The sequence below is a fragment of the Devosia ginsengisoli genome, assembly GCF_024707105.1.
Taxonomy (GTDB): domain Bacteria; phylum Pseudomonadota; class Alphaproteobacteria; order Rhizobiales; family Devosiaceae; genus Devosia; species Devosia ginsengisoli_A.
In genome coordinates, this window is sequence record NZ_JANQAJ010000012.1 from 100,132 (window position 1) to 116,768 (window position 16,637).

At 63.0% G+C, this 16,637-nt stretch carries 21 protein-coding genes and 1 pseudogene; 14 read left to right on the plus strand and 8 right to left on the minus strand.

What is annotated here, in order from left to right; translation table 11 throughout:
* Positions 1-57: 57 nt before the first annotated feature.
* Both NVV79_RS19710 and NVV79_RS19715 read left to right on the plus strand, forming a co-directional pair.
* Positions 58-1,473, plus strand: coding sequence for an FAD-binding oxidoreductase (locus NVV79_RS19710; RefSeq protein ID WP_303993075.1), 1,416 nt, complete (start codon positions 58-60; stop codon positions 1,471-1,473).
* A 34-nt stretch (positions 1,474-1,507) separates the two neighbouring features.
* Positions 1,508-2,104, plus strand: a complete 597-nt coding sequence (locus NVV79_RS19715) for a hemerythrin domain-containing protein (RefSeq protein WP_303993077.1) — start codon at positions 1,508-1,510, stop codon at positions 2,102-2,104.
* Positions 2,105-2,110: 6 nt separating this feature from the next.
* On the opposite strand, the gene NVV79_RS19720 is transcribed toward NVV79_RS19715, so the two are convergent.
* Positions 2,111-2,827, minus strand: coding sequence for an SOS response-associated peptidase (locus NVV79_RS19720; RefSeq protein ID WP_303993078.1), 717 nt, complete (start codon positions 2,825-2,827; stop codon positions 2,111-2,113).
* A 66-nt stretch (positions 2,828-2,893) separates the two neighbouring features.
* Here NVV79_RS19720 and NVV79_RS19725 point away from each other — a divergent pair, with 66 nt between their 5' ends.
* The 6 genes from NVV79_RS19725 (at position 2,894) to NVV79_RS19750 (ending at position 5,253) form a co-directional block, all read left to right on the plus strand.
* Entirely contained in the window at positions 2,894-3,295 is a 402-nt protein-coding gene (locus tag NVV79_RS19725; RefSeq protein ID WP_303993080.1) for an NUDIX hydrolase, read from the plus strand.
* Between the two features lie 13 nt (positions 3,296-3,308).
* Positions 3,309-3,674 carry a TIGR02301 family protein gene (locus NVV79_RS19730; RefSeq protein ID WP_303993082.1) on the plus strand — a complete coding sequence of 122 codons (366 nt, stop codon included), beginning with the start codon at positions 3,309-3,311 and terminating at the stop codon, positions 3,672-3,674.
* A 125-nt stretch (positions 3,675-3,799) separates the two neighbouring features.
* Complete coding sequence (locus NVV79_RS19735; RefSeq protein WP_303993085.1) at positions 3,800-4,060, plus strand: hypothetical protein; 261 nt, start codon at positions 3,800-3,802, stop codon at positions 4,058-4,060.
* A gap of 66 nt (positions 4,061-4,126) precedes the next feature.
* Positions 4,127-4,681, plus strand: a complete 555-nt coding sequence (locus tag NVV79_RS19740) for a hypothetical protein (RefSeq protein WP_303993087.1) — start codon at positions 4,127-4,129, stop codon at positions 4,679-4,681.
* Between the two features lie 47 nt (positions 4,682-4,728).
* A complete protein-coding gene (locus tag NVV79_RS19745) occupies positions 4,729-4,965 on the plus strand; it encodes a CopG family ribbon-helix-helix protein (protein ID WP_303993088.1) in 237 nt (78 codons plus the stop codon).
* The gene (locus tag NVV79_RS19750) at positions 4,966-5,253 is read left to right on the plus strand and encodes a type II toxin-antitoxin system RelE/ParE family toxin (protein WP_303993091.1); all 288 of its coding nucleotides are present in this window, start codon (positions 4,966-4,968) and stop codon (positions 5,251-5,253) included. It abuts the gene before it with no gap.
* Here NVV79_RS19750 and NVV79_RS19755 read toward each other — a convergent pair.
* Positions 5,250-6,584 carry a dihydroorotase gene (locus NVV79_RS19755; protein ID WP_369684751.1) on the minus strand — a complete coding sequence of 445 codons (1,335 nt, stop codon included), beginning with the start codon at positions 6,582-6,584 and terminating at the stop codon, positions 5,250-5,252. The two genes, NVV79_RS19750 and NVV79_RS19755, sit on opposite strands and share 4 nt — an antisense overlap.
* Positions 6,585-6,664: 80 nt before the next feature.
* Between NVV79_RS19755 and NVV79_RS19760 the strand changes: the two genes are divergently transcribed.
* From NVV79_RS19760 to NVV79_RS19770, 3 genes are all read left to right on the plus strand, one after another.
* Positions 6,665-7,504 (plus strand): folate-binding protein YgfZ, encoded by an 840-nt coding sequence (locus NVV79_RS19760; protein ID WP_303993097.1) that lies wholly within the window; start codon positions 6,665-6,667, stop codon positions 7,502-7,504.
* Positions 7,505-7,571: 67 nt separating this feature from the next.
* Positions 7,572-8,174 carry an HD family hydrolase gene (locus tag NVV79_RS19765; protein ID WP_303993101.1) on the plus strand — a complete coding sequence of 201 codons (603 nt, stop codon included), beginning with the start codon at positions 7,572-7,574 and terminating at the stop codon, positions 8,172-8,174.
* Positions 8,175-8,303: 129 nt separating this feature from the next.
* Entirely contained in the window at positions 8,304-8,750 is a 447-nt protein-coding gene (locus tag NVV79_RS19770; protein ID WP_303993103.1) for a hypothetical protein, read from the plus strand.
* Here the strand turns inward: NVV79_RS19770 and NVV79_RS19775 are convergent.
* From NVV79_RS19775 to NVV79_RS19790, 4 genes are all read right to left on the minus strand, one after another.
* Positions 8,747-9,787, minus strand: a complete 1,041-nt coding sequence (locus NVV79_RS19775) for a cell wall hydrolase (protein ID WP_303993105.1) — start codon at positions 9,785-9,787, stop codon at positions 8,747-8,749. The genes NVV79_RS19770 and NVV79_RS19775 overlap by 4 nt on opposite strands.
* Before the next feature lie 181 nt (positions 9,788-9,968).
* On the minus strand, positions 9,969-10,523 hold the full coding sequence (locus NVV79_RS19780; RefSeq protein WP_303993108.1) for a hypothetical protein: 555 nt from the start codon (positions 10,521-10,523) through the stop codon (positions 9,969-9,971).
* Positions 10,524-10,595: 72 nt separating this feature from the next.
* Positions 10,596-11,564: a putative PEP-binding protein gene (locus NVV79_RS19785; protein ID WP_303993220.1), complete on the minus strand. Its 969-nt coding sequence runs from the start codon at positions 11,562-11,564 to the stop codon at positions 10,596-10,598.
* On the minus strand, positions 11,467-12,861 hold the full coding sequence (locus tag NVV79_RS19790; protein WP_303993110.1) for a PEP-utilizing enzyme: 1,395 nt from the start codon (positions 12,859-12,861) through the stop codon (positions 11,467-11,469). The genes NVV79_RS19785 and NVV79_RS19790 overlap by 98 nt, the downstream gene beginning before the upstream one ends.
* A gap of 117 nt (positions 12,862-12,978) precedes the next feature.
* On the opposite strand from NVV79_RS19790, the gene ispH reads away from it, so the two are divergent.
* Entirely contained in the window at positions 12,979-13,950 is a 972-nt protein-coding gene (ispH, locus tag NVV79_RS19795) for a 4-hydroxy-3-methylbut-2-enyl diphosphate reductase (protein WP_303993113.1), read from the plus strand.
* A 63-nt stretch (positions 13,951-14,013) separates the two neighbouring features.
* Positions 14,014-14,481, plus strand: a complete 468-nt coding sequence (gene rnhA / locus NVV79_RS19800) for a ribonuclease HI (RefSeq protein WP_303993116.1) — start codon at positions 14,014-14,016, stop codon at positions 14,479-14,481.
* A gap of 49 nt (positions 14,482-14,530) precedes the next feature.
* Here rnhA and NVV79_RS19805 read toward each other — a convergent pair whose 3' ends face one another.
* Entirely contained in the window at positions 14,531-15,031 is a 501-nt protein-coding gene (locus NVV79_RS19805) for a hypothetical protein (protein ID WP_303993232.1), read from the minus strand.
* Between NVV79_RS19805 and NVV79_RS19810 the strand changes: the two are divergent.
* Positions 14,930-15,636, plus strand: a pseudogene (locus tag NVV79_RS19810) (GSU2403 family nucleotidyltransferase fold protein). The gene NVV79_RS19805 and the pseudogene NVV79_RS19810 sit on opposite strands and share 102 nt — an antisense overlap.
* A 9-nt stretch (positions 15,637-15,645) precedes the next feature.
* Here the strand turns inward: NVV79_RS19810 and NVV79_RS19815 are convergent.
* The gene (locus NVV79_RS19815; protein WP_303993118.1) at positions 15,646-16,632 is read right to left on the minus strand and encodes a DUF808 domain-containing protein; all 987 of its coding nucleotides are present in this window, start codon (positions 16,630-16,632) and stop codon (positions 15,646-15,648) included.
* Positions 16,633-16,637 lie beyond the last annotated feature (5 nt).

Sequence of the window (16,637 nt, forward strand, 5' to 3'; positions counted from 1 at the left end):
GCGGCCCAGCGGGGCAAGTTCGCCTGCCTGCACAGCCCGCCAAGCCTCGGTTTTTCCATGACACTTTCCCCCGCCGACACAATTGCCCAGCTCACCGCGCTCATTGGCGCCAGTGGCATCATCGGCGAGCCGGATCGGATGTCGGGTTACCTCAACGAACCGCGCCGGCGCTTCCACCAGAAGGCGGTTGCCGTCGCCCTGCCCGCTTCGGTGGAGCAGGTGCAGGCCGTGGTCCGCTGGGCCAATGAAAATCAGGTCGGTCTCATCCCCCAGGGCGGCAATACCGGACTGGTGGGCGCGCAGGTTCCCCTGCGTGGCGACGAGGTCATCGTGAGCCTGCAAAAGCTCGACCGCATCCGTGCCGTCGACGCCGCCGCCGGCACCATGACGGCCGAGGCCGGCACCATTCTCGAAAACGCCCACAAGGCCGCCGAAGCCGAGGGCATGATCTTCCCGCTCTGGCTGGCCTCGCAGGGTTCGGCCCGCATCGGGGGTCTGCTCTCCTCCAATGCCGGCGGGGTCAACGTGCTGGCCTATGGCAATGCCCGCGAACTCACCATGGGCGTCGAGGCCGTGCTGGCCGATGGCCGCCTCTACCGAGGCCTCAATTCCCTCAAGAAGGACAATACCGGCTACGACCTCAAAGACCTCCTGGTCGGCGCCGAGGGCACTTTGGGCATCATCACATCAGCCACGCTCAAGCTCTTCCCCAAGCCGGAGGACTACGAAACCGCGCTGATCAGCATTGCCGGCCCCGAGGCCGCCCTCACCCTGTTCCAGCATCTGCGCGAGCGCGTCGGCAGCCGCCTCAACGCTTTCGAGATCGTGCCCCATATCGGCCTCGACATGCAGTTGCGCCATGGCGTGCTCGATCGCGATCCCAGCGCCGGTCCCTCCCCCTGGTATGCGCTGATCGAAGTCAGCCGCATGAAGGGCGGCGCGCCCGGCGCGTTGCAGGCCGCCATCGAGGCGGCCTTTGCCGAAGGCCTGCTCGACAATGCCGTCTTCGCCGAATCCCTTGCCGACCGCACCCGCATGTGGGCTTTCCGCGAACAGATGAGCGAGGTGCAATCGAAGGAAGGCGCCTCGATCAAGCACGACGTTTCCGTGCCCATCGCCGCCGTCCCCCAGCTCATCGCCGAGGGCAGCGCTGCCGCCGAGCGGCTGGTGCCCGGCATTCGCCCGGTGCCCTTCGGCCATATGGGCGACGGCAATATCCACTTCAATTTCAGCCAGCCCGTCGGCGCCGATCCCAAGGCATTCATGGCCAGCGCCGACGAAATGCTGCACGAGGCGATCTACGAAATCGTCCTGCGCCTGGGCGGTTCGGTCTCGGCCGAACACGGCATCGGCCAGCTCAAGGTGGACCTGCTCAGACAGGTCAAGGACCCGGTGGCGCTGGACATGATGTGGGCCATCAAGATGGCGCTCGACCCCAGGGGCATCCTCAACCCTGGCAAGATGCTCGGGTAACCTCGGTGTAATCGAGTTACCGACCGGTGCCGCCTTGCGCCGGCGCATCAGCAGGCCCATCTATCCGCCCATGCTGCTCAATATCGACTTCCTCGACGACGCCACCCGCCCGCCCATCCAGAAGCTCGACGGCCTGACCGATGCCCAGCGCGCGCCGGGCCTGCATCTGCGGCAGATCCATGATCACCTGCGCGCCAATATGCTCACCCTCGGCAAGCTCATCGAGCGCGCCAATGCAGGCGGCGTGACGTCGGCCGAGATCGCCGCCGAAACCGATGATCTGGCCATGGTCGCCAACTATCGCCGCTTCGGCAATCTCTGCGGCCACCATTGCGGCATTGTCGACATGCATCACAATATCGAGGACTACGCCATTTTCCCGGCTCTGGCGCAGCAGGGGCCGGGTTTCAAGGCCATTGCCGACCGCCTGCGCGCCGAGCATGTCGTGGTCCACGAATTGCTCGAACGCCTCGTCGCCGCCCTCAATGCCCTGGCCGAGGAACCGACCCCGGCCCGCTTCGAGGATGCCAGGACGGTCTATCACGCGCTCGAACGCGTGCTGCTCTCCCATCTTGGCTGGGAAGAAGACGCCATGGGCGATGCCTTGGGCTATTTCGGGATCGGGGGATAGCTCCCCTCAGAACAGGTCCAGTTGCCTGTCCGTTCGCTTCGGCTGCGGCCGCTCCACCGTCACCCGCTCGATCAGCCCCGCATCGTCGTCCCACGCCGAGTTCACCCGCGTCGAGACCGGATGAAACTTCAGCGCCCCGTCTTCCAGCGGCAGCGCCAGTTGCCCCGCCTCGCGCGCCCGCACTTCGCGCACATTGAGCCAGTCGTCGATCGCCTCGCCCTCGAGGATCGCCGGCATCCGGTGATGAATTTCCGACAATTGCCCATTGGCCGGCACGGTGATCGTCGCCACGCTGTCGATCTCCTCGCCATTCGGCCCCATCCAGCTTGTATAGAGCCCAGCCAGCGCCATCGGCCGGTCGTCTTCCATGGTGATGTAATAGGGCTGCTTGGACTTGTCCGGATTGGTGTGCCACTCGTAATAGCCGCTGGCCGGGATGATGCAGCGGCCATGCTTGAGCGCATCGCGAAAGGCCGGCTTGTCGGCCATGGTCTCCACCCGCGCATTGACCAGCAGCGGAAAGTCGCGCGGGTCCTTCACCCAGCCGGGCACCAGCCCCCAACGGGCGAAATGCGCCTCGCGCCTGCCATGCGCCTCCCAGATGGCCGCCACCGGCTGGGTCGGCGCGATATTGTAGCGCGGCACCAGATCGATGGAATTGAACAGTTTGAACAATTCTCCCATCATTTCGGGCGGCAGCGTCGAAGCATAGCGTCCGCACATGATCGCACTCCTGAATCAGCAAACAACAGGTAGTCTGCGCGCAACCGAATCGCAAATGAGCCCCAATTGACCGACGAAGTCCCCAATGCCGCCAGCGTCGCCATTGTCCGCGACGGCAAGGTGCTGCTGATCAAGCGTGCCTTCGCGCCCTATCAGCACCTGTGGACCCTGCCCGGCGGCCGCATCGAGCCGGGCGAGACCATCGAGCAATGCGCCATTCGCGAGATTGCGGAGGAAGTCGGCCTCACCATCCGCAATCCGCGCCCGGTTCTCGTCCAGCCGCTGGGCCGCGACGGCGCCTTCCGTCTCGCAGTCTTTGCCACGCGCGATTTCTCCGGCCAGTTGCGCCCCTCCAGCGAAGTGGCCGGTCACCAGTGGATAGACCCCGCCGCCCTCATCGCCCTGCGCACCACCACTAGGCTCGATGACGTGCTTGCGAGAGCCTTCGCAGTTCTGGCGCAAGGGTGATAAGCAATCGGCCATGAAGCGCATCCGCCTTGCCATCGCCCTGCTGCTTGCCTTGGGCACTGCCCCGGCCCTCGCCATCGATCCGCCCTATCAGCGACAGATGGAGCGGCTCGCCGAGATCATGGGCAGCCTCTATTTTCTGCAGCCGCTTTGCGATGCCGGCACCGAGGACTGGCGCGCCCAGATGGCCGAGCTCATCGCGCTGGACGAGCCCGATGAAGACCGCCGCCAGCGCCTGGCCGGCGCTTTCAACGTCGGCTACACTGCCTATTCGCGCTTCCACCGCGCCTGCACGCCGGCCGCCCGCGAGGCATTGACCCGGCTATTGGTCGAAGCCGAAACCACGGCGCGCGACATCCATACGCGCTTTGCCGAATAGGCGGGAACGGGCATATAAGGGCCTCTCCGTACAAGTGCGCACTCTCCGTTAACCTTCGGGTTACTTCCTGCGCGCCACCCCGCCGCCGCCATGCTAGTCCCGATGCCATGACCACGAGCAAAACCATGTTCGCACCCGCTTCCGGGACTGCCGTCTTCGACCGCGATCAGGGCGAACGGCAACTGGCGCTCGAATATCTCGCCGAAGCCTGGAACTGTGCCGAAGACGATGGCGTGCAGAGCGCGTCGCTGGCCCATGCCTCGCTGTTCGCGGCGCTCGCCACCTTCGTCAAGATGCATGGCGACGATGCTACCGCCGACCTCATCGCCCTGCTGCCCGACCGCATCCGCTCGGGCGAATACAATCTCGAGCGCATCCTGCAATAGCGCCTGCCTCAGAACCGGCATGTCCCCGTGCTAGCGTCGAAGCGTCCGTCACCGGGAGATTCAACCATGCGCCTCTTTATCACCATCATCAGCGCCCTGCTGCTATCAATGCCGGTCGCCCTGGCCCAAGATGCAGCCGATTACGATCCCTATGCCGACATGGTGGTCAGCGACGACCTGAGCGCCCTGCCCGAGGCGGTGCGCCTCAAGCATGCGCAACTGGTCGAGGCGACGAAAACCGGCGATATCGAAAGCCTGCGCGCTATCATCGAGGCGCAGGACACCCCACCCAATGTCAGCTTCGGCCGACCCGATGACCCGGTTGCCTATCTCAGGGAACAATCGGCCGATCCGGAAGGCCGGCAGATGCTGGCCCTCCTGCGCAACCTGCTCGAAATGCCCTATGCCGTGCTTGGCGCCTCCAGCGACACACCCAACTATGTCTGGCCCTATCTCGCCCTCGCCGACATCGAGAATCTCACCCCCGAACAGAGTGTCGACGCCTTCCGCCTGATCACGCCAGAACAGCTCGAAGACATGCACCAGTTCGGCGGCTGGTTCTGGTGGCGCGTCTATATCGGCCAGGATGGCGAATGGCAGGCATTCGTCGCCGGGGATTGAGCGTCAGGCGTTTTGATTTCAGCCATTAAAACTGGCATAGTAACGCCATGACGATCACGCTCGATATTGCAGACGATCTGAAAGCTCGCGTCGATGCCATCGCCGCGCGTTCCAGTCTGTCCCCCTCGCAGGTTATCGCCGATGCTCTCGAAAATGGTCACTCGCTGGAGTGGCAGGAGCGTTTTCTGGAGAAAGTAGCCGCCGGCCTCGACGATGCCGACCGCGAAGCCTTTGCCACCGATGACCAACTTGCTGCCATTGTGAACAAATACCGTCCGGCGTAGATGCAGGTCGCCTGGACGCGAACGGCGCTGCTCCACCTCGAGGAAATCCAGGACTATGTCGCGCAAGATAGCCCGGCTGCGGCTTATAACCTGGCCGTTGCGCTTACGGAGCGACCGAATCGGCTGTTAGCCGGCAATCCGATGATCAGGCGCATTGGACGAGCACGGGGAACGCGTGAACTGGTCTTGGGAGACCTGCCCTATATCATTGTCTATCGCGTCACCAAAAGGGTGGAGATTCTGGCCGTTGTTCATACGGCCAGGCAATGGCCGGACAAATTCGACTAGTTTCCGACCGGCGGCAATGCCTCCAGAAACCGCATCGGCTGCCCGACACTCGGCGTCACCAGTTCCCCCTGCCACATCACAGTATTGCCGCGCACCACCGTGCCCACCGGCCAGCCGGTCACGGTCACCCCATCATAAGGTGTCCAGCCGGCCCGAGACTTCACCCAGTCATTGGTGATCGTCTCTCGCCGCTTCATGTCCACGACCGTCAGGTCGGCATCATAGCCCACCGCGATCCGCCCCTTGTTGGCGATCCCAAACAGCCGGTTCGGCCCGTGGCTGGTCATGTCCACGAACCGAGCTAGGCTCAGTCTGCCGGCATTCACATGGTCCAGCATGGTCGGCACCAGCGTCTGCACCCCGGTCATGCCCGAATGGCTTTCGGGATAGGCATGGTCCTTTTCCTCGCGCGTATGCGGCGCATGGTCCGAGCCCAATATATCGGCCACGCCATTGGCCACGCCCTTCCAGATGCCTTCCCGATGCGCCTTGTCCCGCACCGGCGGATTCATCTGCGCATAGGTGCCGAGCCTGACATAGGCCGTTTCGTCCAGCGTCAGGTGGTGCGGCGTCACTTCCACGCTGGCCACATCCTTGTGAGCGGCCAGGTAGACCATCTCTTCCTTGGTCGAGATGTGCAGCACATGGATGCGCTTGCCGGTCTTGCGGGCCAGGTTCACGAGCCGCGTGGTACAGCTCATCGCCACGTCGGGCGAGCGCCAGACCGGGTGGCTGCTGGGATCACCGGGCACGCGCAGATGCTTACGCTCCTCCAGCATGTATTCGTCTTCCGAATGGAAGGCGGCACGCCTGCTGATTGCCCGCAGAATTCTTTCAACGCCGTCGTCATCGGCCACCAGCAGCGAGCCGGTGGACGAGCCCATGAATACCTTGACCCCGGCGCAGCCCGGCAGCCGTTCCAGTTCGGGCAGTTGATCGACGTTTTCGTGGGTGCCGCCGATATAGAAGGCGAAGTCGCAATGCATGCGGTTGGTGCCGGCCGCGATCTTCGCTTCAAAGGTTTCGCGCGTCGTGGTCAGCGGATTGGTGTTGGGCATTTCGAACACACCCGTCACCCCGCCCATGACGGCCGAGAGCGAACCCGATTCGAGGTCTTCCTTATGCGTCAGCCCCGGTTCGCGGAAATGCACCTGCGTATCGATGACGCCGGGCAGGATATGCAGGCCCGTGCAATCCACCACCTCGGCGGCATCGCTGCCGACGCTGCCCAGCGCCGCGATCCGCCCGTCCTTGACTGCAATATCGGCCAGCCCCTCGCCGTCCTGATTGACCACGGTCGCGTTCTTGAAAATGGTATCGTACTGCGCCATGTCTTGGGTCCTGCTGCTTGTCGCATCTGTAGCATGAATGTTGCACCACATATGCGACGGACGCTTCGAGAGGCAAGGCCATGACCATCCATCTGCGCGCCGACCGTGCCGTGTTCCGGTTCTCCGGGCCCGACGCGCATAAACTGCTGAACGATGTGGTCACCGGCGAAATCCCGGCCACGGGCACCGGCGAAAGCGAAGTAGCCGCGGCTTGGGCCCTGCTATCGCCGCAGGGCAAGATTCTCGCCGAGGGTCTCGCCGGCCATGCCGAGGATGCCATCTGGGTCGATGTGCATCAGTCCGTGGCCGATGACTTCTTAAAGCGCATGAAGATGTACCGCCTGCGCGCCCAGGCCGTGATCGATGACCTGCGCGAAACCCACCGGGTCGGCTTCGCGCAGGACGAGGAGCCGTCAGGCATCCGCCATACCGATCGTATGGGACCTATCGACATGGGCTGGCGCACCATTGCCCCGGTCGAAGCGACCTCGGGCTGGGTGCAGGACGACACCTTCTACCAGTCCGAGCGGATCGGCGTCGGCATTGCCCATCAGGGCAATGACTTTCCCGCCAACGACGCCTTCGCCCATGATATCGGCCTCGACATCCTCGACGGCATCGACTTCGTGAAAGGCTGCTATGTCGGCCAGGAAGTCGTCAGCCGCATGAAGCATCGCGGCACCGCTCGCCGACGTCCGGTCATCGTCTCGGGCATCGACGCCCCCGCCGGCAGCGCCGTGGTCGCCGGCAGCCGCGAAGCCGGCACGATCGGCCAGGTGGTCGATGGCATGGCCGTCGCCATACTCCGCCTCGATCGCATCACGGATCCCGAAGCCGTCACGGTGGGCGGCAAGAAGGTCAGCGTGGCTTTGCCGGTCTGGGCGACCTACAAGTTGGGCGACGTGGTCGCGGAAGAGTAGCGACATTCTCCGAATCGAGCCCCGATGCTACTGTCGATGCTAACAGTCTGTTAGCATTTGGGGACCGATGGCACGCATTAGCGCACGCGCCTGGCAACGCATGTTGTCGGGGCGCCGGCTTGATATTCTCGATCCCTCGCCGATGGATGTCGAGCTCTCCGACATCGCCCACGGCCTGGCGCGCGTCGCCCGCTGGAACGGCCAGACCGAGGGGGATTACCCATTTTCGGTAGCCCAGCATTCGGTGCTGGTCCTCGAGTTATTCCGCGCCCACAGCCCCGATTGCGATTCGGTTTCCCAGGCCCAGGCGCTGCTGCATGACGCGCCCGAATATGTCATGGGCGACATCATCTCGCCCTTCAAGGCGGCCATGGGCGGCAATTACAAGGATGTCGAAAACCGCCTGCTTTCGGCGATCTACCTCCGCTTCTCCCTGCCCGCTTCCATGCCGGCGGCCCTGGCCAAGCAGGTCAAGAAAGCCGACCGGGAAGCCGCCTTTTTCGAGGCCATCCACCTGGCCGGATTCGAGGAGGCCGAGGCCCGTAAATTCTTCGGCGAACCCAGCCTGCCAGCCTTTGACGTGGACGCCTTCGACCGGCTAATCCGGCCCTGGCCGACGCGCGAGGCGCATGACCGTTTCATCGCCGCCTTCGAGGCGATTTCGGTCTAGGGCCAAGGGCCGGCGGGCCTGTGGACATTAACCTTAATCAAAGATGAACTTTGCCCCCCATGGGGCCGCCATGGTTACTGAACCGTTAAGACAATGTCGCCAATCGCTTCATTTCGGGACGGAACAGCCATGAACCTGCCAGATCGCCGCCTGCTGCTTGGCATGACCCTCGGCGCCATCTGCGCCACCGGCGTTGCGGCCATCGGCCCCGGCATGGTTTTTACCGCCCTGGCCGACGAATTCGCGCCCAGCGGCGTCGATGCCAGCAAGCTCGTCAAGTTCGAGGATCGCGACTATCTCGTCGACTATGAAGACTGGGTCGCCACCGATCCGCTCTCGACTATCAGGGTCAAGAAGGTCGAGGCCGGCAAGGTCAGCTATGTGAGCATCACCACCACCGCATCAGGCACTTATTCAACCGACGCGATGTTCTCCAATCACGTCCAGTATCCGGGGATAACTGTCTCCCCCGCCGAACCCGACCGCAACTTCTTCAGCTACTGGACCAACGGCCGCTGGTCGGCTTTCCGCACCGGCACCGCCGGCTCCTTCGTCTATTACGGCTTCAACCGCTAGCCGAACAGCCAACCGCGCTTGAACTTGTAGAAAATATGCAGCCCGATCTGGGTGACCTTGGTCATGCGGGGTGCCCAGGCCGGACGCACATAGCTGGCATGGTAGTGTGTGGCGTCGCCGACTTCGGTCAGGTAGAGCTGACCATCGGTAAATCTCTTGGCAATATCCTCGGCTTGCGCCCATGACTTGCGGTCGTTGACGGTCTCGGGAATGCCATCGCAGGCAAAGGAGAACTGGCAGGAATTGCGCCGGCTCTGGTTCTGGAACACCACGCCGCAAATGGTGTCGGGATAGCGGTAATCCTTGACGCGGTTGAGCACGACCTGGGCCACTGCCACCTGCCCGCGATAGGTTTCACCGCGTGCTTCGAAATAGATGGCCGTAGCCAGGCACCACAATTCCTTGTCCGATACCTGCATGGAAGTTCCGGTCGAAAAACCGCCGGTAATCGGAGCGGTAGATCGGGCATAGGCCAGTTGCTCGGAGGCCATGACGGGCATGGGCAGTGCCGCTTCCGGCGCAATGCCGGCAATAGCGTCGAGCGCGGCAGCGGTGGACGGATCGATGGCTGCTACCGACATGCGGGGGCCGATCTCGACATCGCCCGTTGCCGGGATATCGATACCTGCGAGCCGCGACTGGCCGAGGTCCGTGGGGTCGATCGGCGTGCCGCGCAACGACGCCAGGCGCACGCGAACCTCTTCGAAGCTGCGGGACAGGGCAAGCACATCGACCGGCGGCCGCATGCGATCGGTCTTTTCAGCCCGGTTGGGGCCGGTGAAGCTGGCGGTTTCGAACAGATGATCGACCGATCCGGTAATGACAGGATCGACACCCGAATAGGAAATGCTGGCAGTAGCGAGTGCGACCTGGGGCGGCGCAATGTCACCAAGATCGTTAGCGGGGCCGAAGGCGCCGTTGGTGAGCCCGACATAGCCGAGGCCACAAAAAATCCCGACGACCAGAAGCCTGGTGAAGGGATGCCGGCGAACCGCTCTGACCGGGCGCGAACGCACCGGCCGGTGGGAAGAAGCCATCAAACGCTACTCAACGCTACGCAACAAAAACTACTGATCGGCGAAAGTGACGCTAAAATGCCGACAATTGTTATGATGTCTGATTAGGGTTAGCAGCGCGTAAACAAGATTTGCGGCGCAGCAATGAGTTAACCGTGGCGCAGCACGGGCAGGAATGCGGCAGGCGGATTTGTCGCTTCTGTCAGACCCCGCAGGCGGCCTGCACCGGGGCCACCTGCTCGGCGAATGTATCGAGCCGGTAGCGCACCGAGAGCGAGCGCGAACTGACCGGCGTAACGCGTACGGTGAGGTTCGTGGCCCCGGTCACGCTCTGGATGAAGGCCAGGGAATCGGCGGTGTTGTTCAGCAGGATCGCGGTATTTTCGGCATTGACCGGCAGGGTGCGGCTGCGGGCCGCCTGCAGGTCGAACTGCCAGGTGATGCCGGCATCGTTGCCCAAGGCCGACAGGGTATTGCCGGCAAAGCCGAAGGCGATGCTCAGCACGCCATTGGCACAAGCGATCGTGATCGTGGCGGGCTGACGGCCGCTGGGGCGGGCCGGGATCATCTGCTCGGACTGGAACACCACGCTATCGGCAACTGCGCCCACCGGGGCGGCAAAGGCGGCATCGAAACAGGCGAGACGCTCGGCGTCGGCGGCAATGGAAGTGCATTGAGAACCGGTTGGCTGGGCCATGACGGCGGGCATTGAAACAGTCAGCAGTGGCAGCAGCACCAGAACCGGCAAAAATCTCACGTCGGTATGTCCCATCCCTGTTTCGGCCGAAGCCGGCCCGTCCCCTTCATATGGGGATTATCGCTTCGCTATTTAAGCAGAAGCCTGGGCCAGCGTCAGCCGGGCCACGGGCACACGATAGGGTGAGCAGCTCACATAGTCGACGCCCAGGCCGGCAAAGAATTTCAGCGAGGTCGGATCGCCGGCATGTTCGCCGCAAATGCCGATCTTGAGCCGGGGATTGGCCGCCCTGCCCCGCTGAATCGCGATGGAGATCATCTCGCCCACGCCCTTTTCGTCGATGCTGACGAAAGGATCGCGCTCATAGATGCCCTTGCGCTGATAGGCCGCGAGGAAAGTCGGGGCATCGTCGCGGGAAATGCCGAATGTGGTCTGGGTCAGATCGTTGGTGCCGAAGGAGAAGAAATCGACCATCTGGGCAATGTCCCCGGCGCGCAGGCAGGCGCGCGGCAACTCGATCATGGTGCCAAAGGAGAACTTGGCCCGGTCGGTGCGCAACAGGCCCGAATTGGCGGCAATCGCGTTGAAGCGGTCGCGCACCCAGGCCACTTCGCTGGCGGTAGAGACGAAGGGGACCATGATCTCGACGGCAACCGGTTCGCTCTGCGTCTCACTGGCGGCGCGGACGCCGGCCATCAGCGCCTGCATCTGCATCTGCAGCATTTCGGGATAGGTGATGGCCAGCCTCACGCCGCGATGGCCCAGCATGGGGTTGATCTCGGCAATCCGCTCCAGATGCAGCCGCAAGGCGCGTACGGCCAGGCCAAGCGACGCGGCGGTTTCCTCGATATCCTCATCACTGCGCGGCAGGAATTCGTGCAGCGGCGGATCGAACAGGCGCACCGTCACCGGCAAGCCCTTCATGGTCGAGAACAAAGCCGAATAGTCGCCCGTCTGGTAATCGATCAACCCGTTGATGGCCCGGCTGCGATCTTCTTCGTCCTCACTGAGGATGACGCGGCGCAGGGCCACCATGCGTTCGGGCGAAAAGAACATATGCTCGGACCGCGCCAGGCCGATGCCTTCGGCGCCGAAGCTCAGCGCGGTCTTCGCCGATCTCGACCGACTCGGCATTGGTGCGCACGGCGATGGTACGGCTGGCATCGGACCAACCGAGCAGCGTGCCGATGGCGCCACCGATATGAGGCTGGGCCAGGGGCAGTTGGCCGGCATAGACCTGCCCGTCGCTGCCATCGATGGTCAGCCGGTCGCCGCTGCGGAATTCGCGGTCGCCGATGCGGCAGACCATTTCATTGGTATCGACCGAGAGCGTCCGCACCCCGGCCACGCAAGGCTTGCCGGTGATGCGCGCGACCACGCCGGCATGGCTGGTCATGCCGCCGCGCGCCGTCAGGATGCCTGTAGCGGCCTTCATGCCCTCGATATCGGCGGGGCCGGTCTCGTTGACCACGAGGATGCAATGCTTGCCGCGCGCCCGCATACGCGCCGCATCTTCAGGATTGAAGACGATGATGCCGCTGGCCGCGCCGGGCGATACGCCCAGGCCGGAGGCGATAGGCGTAGCGCCGTCGGTGGATTTGAGCCGCGGATGCAACAATTGCGTCAGCCTTGTCGGGTCGACGCGGGTCACGGCATTCTGTGCCGACCAGACCTTGCGATTGACCCGATCGACCGCCGCTTCGAGCTCAGCCGCCGCGGTGACCTGTACCGGGCGCGCCGAGAGGAACTGTACCTGTCCGCGCTGGATGGCGACGAGGCAGTTCATGTGCCTGCCGGCCTTGGCGTCGAGCAGGTTGACCAGGGCGGTGATGGATTCGGACATGCGCGGCAGGGGCGCGCCGTTGACAGGAGCCGGGCCCATAGCGCCGGTCACCGCATTGCGGGTCAGGAACTGTTCGATCTCGCCATCGGCGGCCGCCTGCACCAGCACGATCTGCTTGCCGCGATCCTCATCGGGGCGGGCCGTCCAGCCCTCGCCGAAGCCATAGCTGTCGAAGGCCGACTTGATGGCCTTGGCCAGCGGGCGCGTCGGATCGACCGAATCTTCCGGATTGGCGGGGGCGGTAATGCCCATCCGGGCCGGCATCAAGCCGCCATTATGCGCCGCGGCCGAGGTACGCACGACAAGGGCCGGCGGACGACCATCCTTGTCCACCAGCTTGAACAGGCAGGCGACCCAATGGGTGCGCAGCTTGGTTTCGCGGCGCGCGCGCTCACCCTGCAATTCTTCCCAGGCGGCACGGGTCAGCGCAATGGTGGGAACGGTGGGAAAGCCGGCTTCGCCGACACGGAAAATCCAGCGGGCCTTGCCACTCAACAACTTCAACTGGCTGGCGGACAGGTTCGCTTTCCCCATTGCCGGGGCAATCGCGAACATTTCCTGCGCCAAACTCACTGTTAAGTCCTTGCCATATTTACCGGGCCATATTGCCTATGACCTCGTGCGACCGCAACAAGGCTTGACTTGCTGCGACGTCGAAAGCATCTGACTGATATGGAAAAGCGGCCACAACTAGACATTTTGCTATGCGCCCCGCGCGGATTCTGCGCCGGGGTCGATCGGGCCATCCAGATTGTCGAGCTTGCCCTCGAGAAATATGGCGCGCCGGTCTATGTGCGCCATGCCATTGTGCATAACAAATATGTCGTCGATGGCCTGCGCGATAAAGGCGCGGTGTTTGTCGAGGAGCTGAGCGAAATCCCGGAAACCGATGCACCGGTGGTGTTTTCGGCCCATGGCGTGCCGAAATCGGTGCCGGCGGATGCCCGCAGCCGCAACATGTTCTTTCTCGACGCCACCTGCCCGCTGGTCAGCAAGGTGCATGTCGAAGCGCAGCGTCATTTTGCCGAAGGCCACGAAATCGTGCTGATCGGCCACAAGGGGCATCCCGAAGTGGTGGGCACGATGGGCCAATTGCCGCAGGGCGCCATTACCCTGGTCGAAACGGTTGCCGACGCCATGGTGTTCGAGCCGAAGGACCCGGAAACCCTGGCCTTCGTGACCCAGACTACGCTTTCGGTCGATGACACGCGCGAGATCGTGACGGCGCTACGGCAGCGCTTCCCCGCCATCAATGGCCCGCACAAGGAAGACATCTGCTACGCCACCACCAACCGGCAGGAGGCCATCAAGGCGGTAGCGCCGGAAGTGGATGCGATGATCGTGGTGGGTTCGCCCAACTCGTCCAATTCGTTGCGGCTGGTGGAAGTGGCCGAGCGGGCCGGCTGCAAGAATGCCATGCTGGTGGACCGCGCCGCCGAAATCGACTGGTCTCGCCTCGAGGGCATCAAGAGCCTGGGCGTGTCGGCCGGCGCATCGGCTCCCGAAAAGCTGGTGGACGAGGTGATCGAGGCCTTTGCCCAGCGCTATGACATCAAGGTCGAAGCGCGCGTCACGGCCAAGGAAAACATCGCCTTCAACATTCCGCGCGAACTCCGCACTATCGAAGCTGCCGTCGCAAGATGAGTTACTTATCCCCGCTTGCCCCACAGGCCTTAGCCTGTGCGTTGCAATGTGCCGGAGCCATTCATGACTGATACCGTCATCATCCATACCGACGGCGCCTGTTCGGGCAATCCCGGTCCCGGCGGCTGGGGCGCCATTCTCGAATATGGCGGGCATACCAAGGAATTGAAGGGTGGCGAGGCGCTGACCACCAACAACAAGATGGAGTTGACCGCGGCCATCGAAGCGCTCAACGCCCTCAAGCGCCCCTGCAATGTCGAGCTCCACACCGACAGCCAGTATGTAAAGAACGGCGTGCAAAGCTGGATGCATGGCTGGAAGAAGAACGGCTGGAAGACAGCCGACAAGAAGCCGGTGAAGAATCTCGAACTCTGGCAGGCGCTGGACGAAGCCACCAAGCGCCACAAGATCACCTGGAAATGGGTGAAGGGCCATGCCGGCCACGAACTCAACGAACAGGCCGACCAACTGGCCAATGAGGGAATGGCGCCGTTCAAGCCAAAACGCGAAAAGCTGATGCCGCCGGTTTGAGGCCGAAGCCATGTTACCAATTTCACAAAAGTGGTAACAACCGCTATTATCATTTTCGCGAAAGTGGTAATATGCGCGAATGAAAGTCATCGATCCGGCCTATCAGGTCCTCTATTCCGAACTGACGCAACGCAGCCTCGACGCTGCGTTTGAGAGCGACTTTTCGCTTGATGGCAGGTTTGTCCGCGTCACCGCGAAGGAGCGGGCTTACTGGTATTTCGATACCGCCCGTGACGGGAAGAAGGTACGCCGTTACGTGGGGCCTGCGGACGACGAGGACATCAACAGCCGCGTCGAGAATTTCCAGAATATCAAGGCAGACTACCGCTCCAGGCGTAAACTGGTTTCCACCCTCGTCCGGGAAGCCTATCTGCCCTCCCCACCGCCCAAGGTTGGCGCCGTGGTGCAGGCGATAGCCGATGCCGGTTTTTTCCGGCTGCGGGGCGTCTTGGTCGGAACCGTTGCGTTTCAGTGTTACTCGGCAGGGCTCGGCGTAAGATTTCCTGGAGCGATATTGCAAACAGGCGACGCGGATTTTGCCCAGTTTCATTCAATCTCCGTCGCTGTTAGCGACAGCATTCCTGATGTCCTGGGCGTTCTGCAGGAGTCGATGCAACCTTTCGGACCGTGCCGCGGCTGGACCAGCAATCCTCGCAATATGCGTCGAGGGACGGCTATAAAGTCGAATTCCTTACACCGAATACCGGCAGCGAAGACTATGTGGGCAAGGCTGCAGCCATGCCTGCGCTTGGAAATACAGCAGCCGAACCCCTTCGTTTCCTTGATTTCCTGATCTACGAACCGGTTCGCGCGGTGTTGCTGCACGGCGCGGGCATTCCAGTTCTGGTGCCCTCGCCGGAACGGTATGCCATTCACAAGCTTATTATTGCCACCCGCCGGCTGAATGACCAAAACGGCCGGGATAAAAGTGGGAAGGACTTGCGCCAGGCCGATACGCTGATGCAAGCGATGATTGCCGCCAACCAAGTTGTTCCGCTGGCCGACGCGTTCATGGAGGCCTGGCAGCGCGGGCAAGCCTGGCGCAGCGCCATTGCCCCAAGCCTGGCATCACTGCCGGACGCAGCGGGCATGAAGGGTAAGCTCGCTGAGGGCGTAAAAATCCTGGGGCATAGGCCCGCGGAATTCGATCTTTAAAGAAACGCTCTAGGCGGTATTCCGCTTCGGCAGCAGCCTCTTCATGGCCTTCAGCGCGGGCGCAATGACATAGCCCGCCACCGGAATCATCAAAGCACCGAGCGCGAGACCGAAAACGAAATCGACCGCGGCCGTGGCGAGCCAGCCTGTCACGGCGGCGATGGCCGGCACGGCCTGTGCCGCCCAATGGGCAGCGGCTTCGACGATATGTTCGGGACCGGCAAAGCCGAATTCATAGAGCCCATGCACGATGATGCTGCCGCCGACCCAGGTCATGGCGGCCGTTCCGACAATGCTGAGGATTTGCATGAAGACCGGCATGAAGGTGACGAGCCCGCGACCGAAGGCCCGGCCGGCGCCGGTGCGCGCGTTACGCGCCATCCAGACGCCGAAATCGTCGCCCTTCACGATCAGCGCCACGGCGCCATAGACGGCGATGGTGATGCCGACGCCCGCCAGAGCCAGGATCGCGGCCCGCATCCAGAAATCGGGGACCTCAATGGCCGCGAGGATGATCGTCATGATCTCGGCGGAGAGGATGAAATCGGTCTGGATGGCGCCGGCCACCTTCTGATCTTCCAGCGATTGCGGCGCGATGGCCACCATTTCGAGGCCAGCCTCATGCTTTTCCGCATCGTGTGGGGCCAAAGCATGGAATATCTTCTCGGCGCCCTCGTAGCAGAGATAGGCACCGCCGATCATCAGCAGCGGGGTAATCAGCCAGGGCGCAAAGAGGCTCAGCAGCAAGGCCGCCGGCAGCAGGAAGAGCAGCTTGTTCTTGACCGAACCCCAGGCGATCTTGCCGACGATGGGCAATTCACGGTCGGCGGTGAAGCCCTGCACATAATTGGGCGTGACAGCAGCGTCGTCGATTACGGCACCCGCCGCCTTGACGCCAGCCTTGGCCGCCTGCCCCGCGACGTCGTCCAGCGACGCTGCCGCGACCTTGACGAGACCGGCAACGTCATCGAGCAAAGCGAGAAGGCCAACGCTCATCGCCC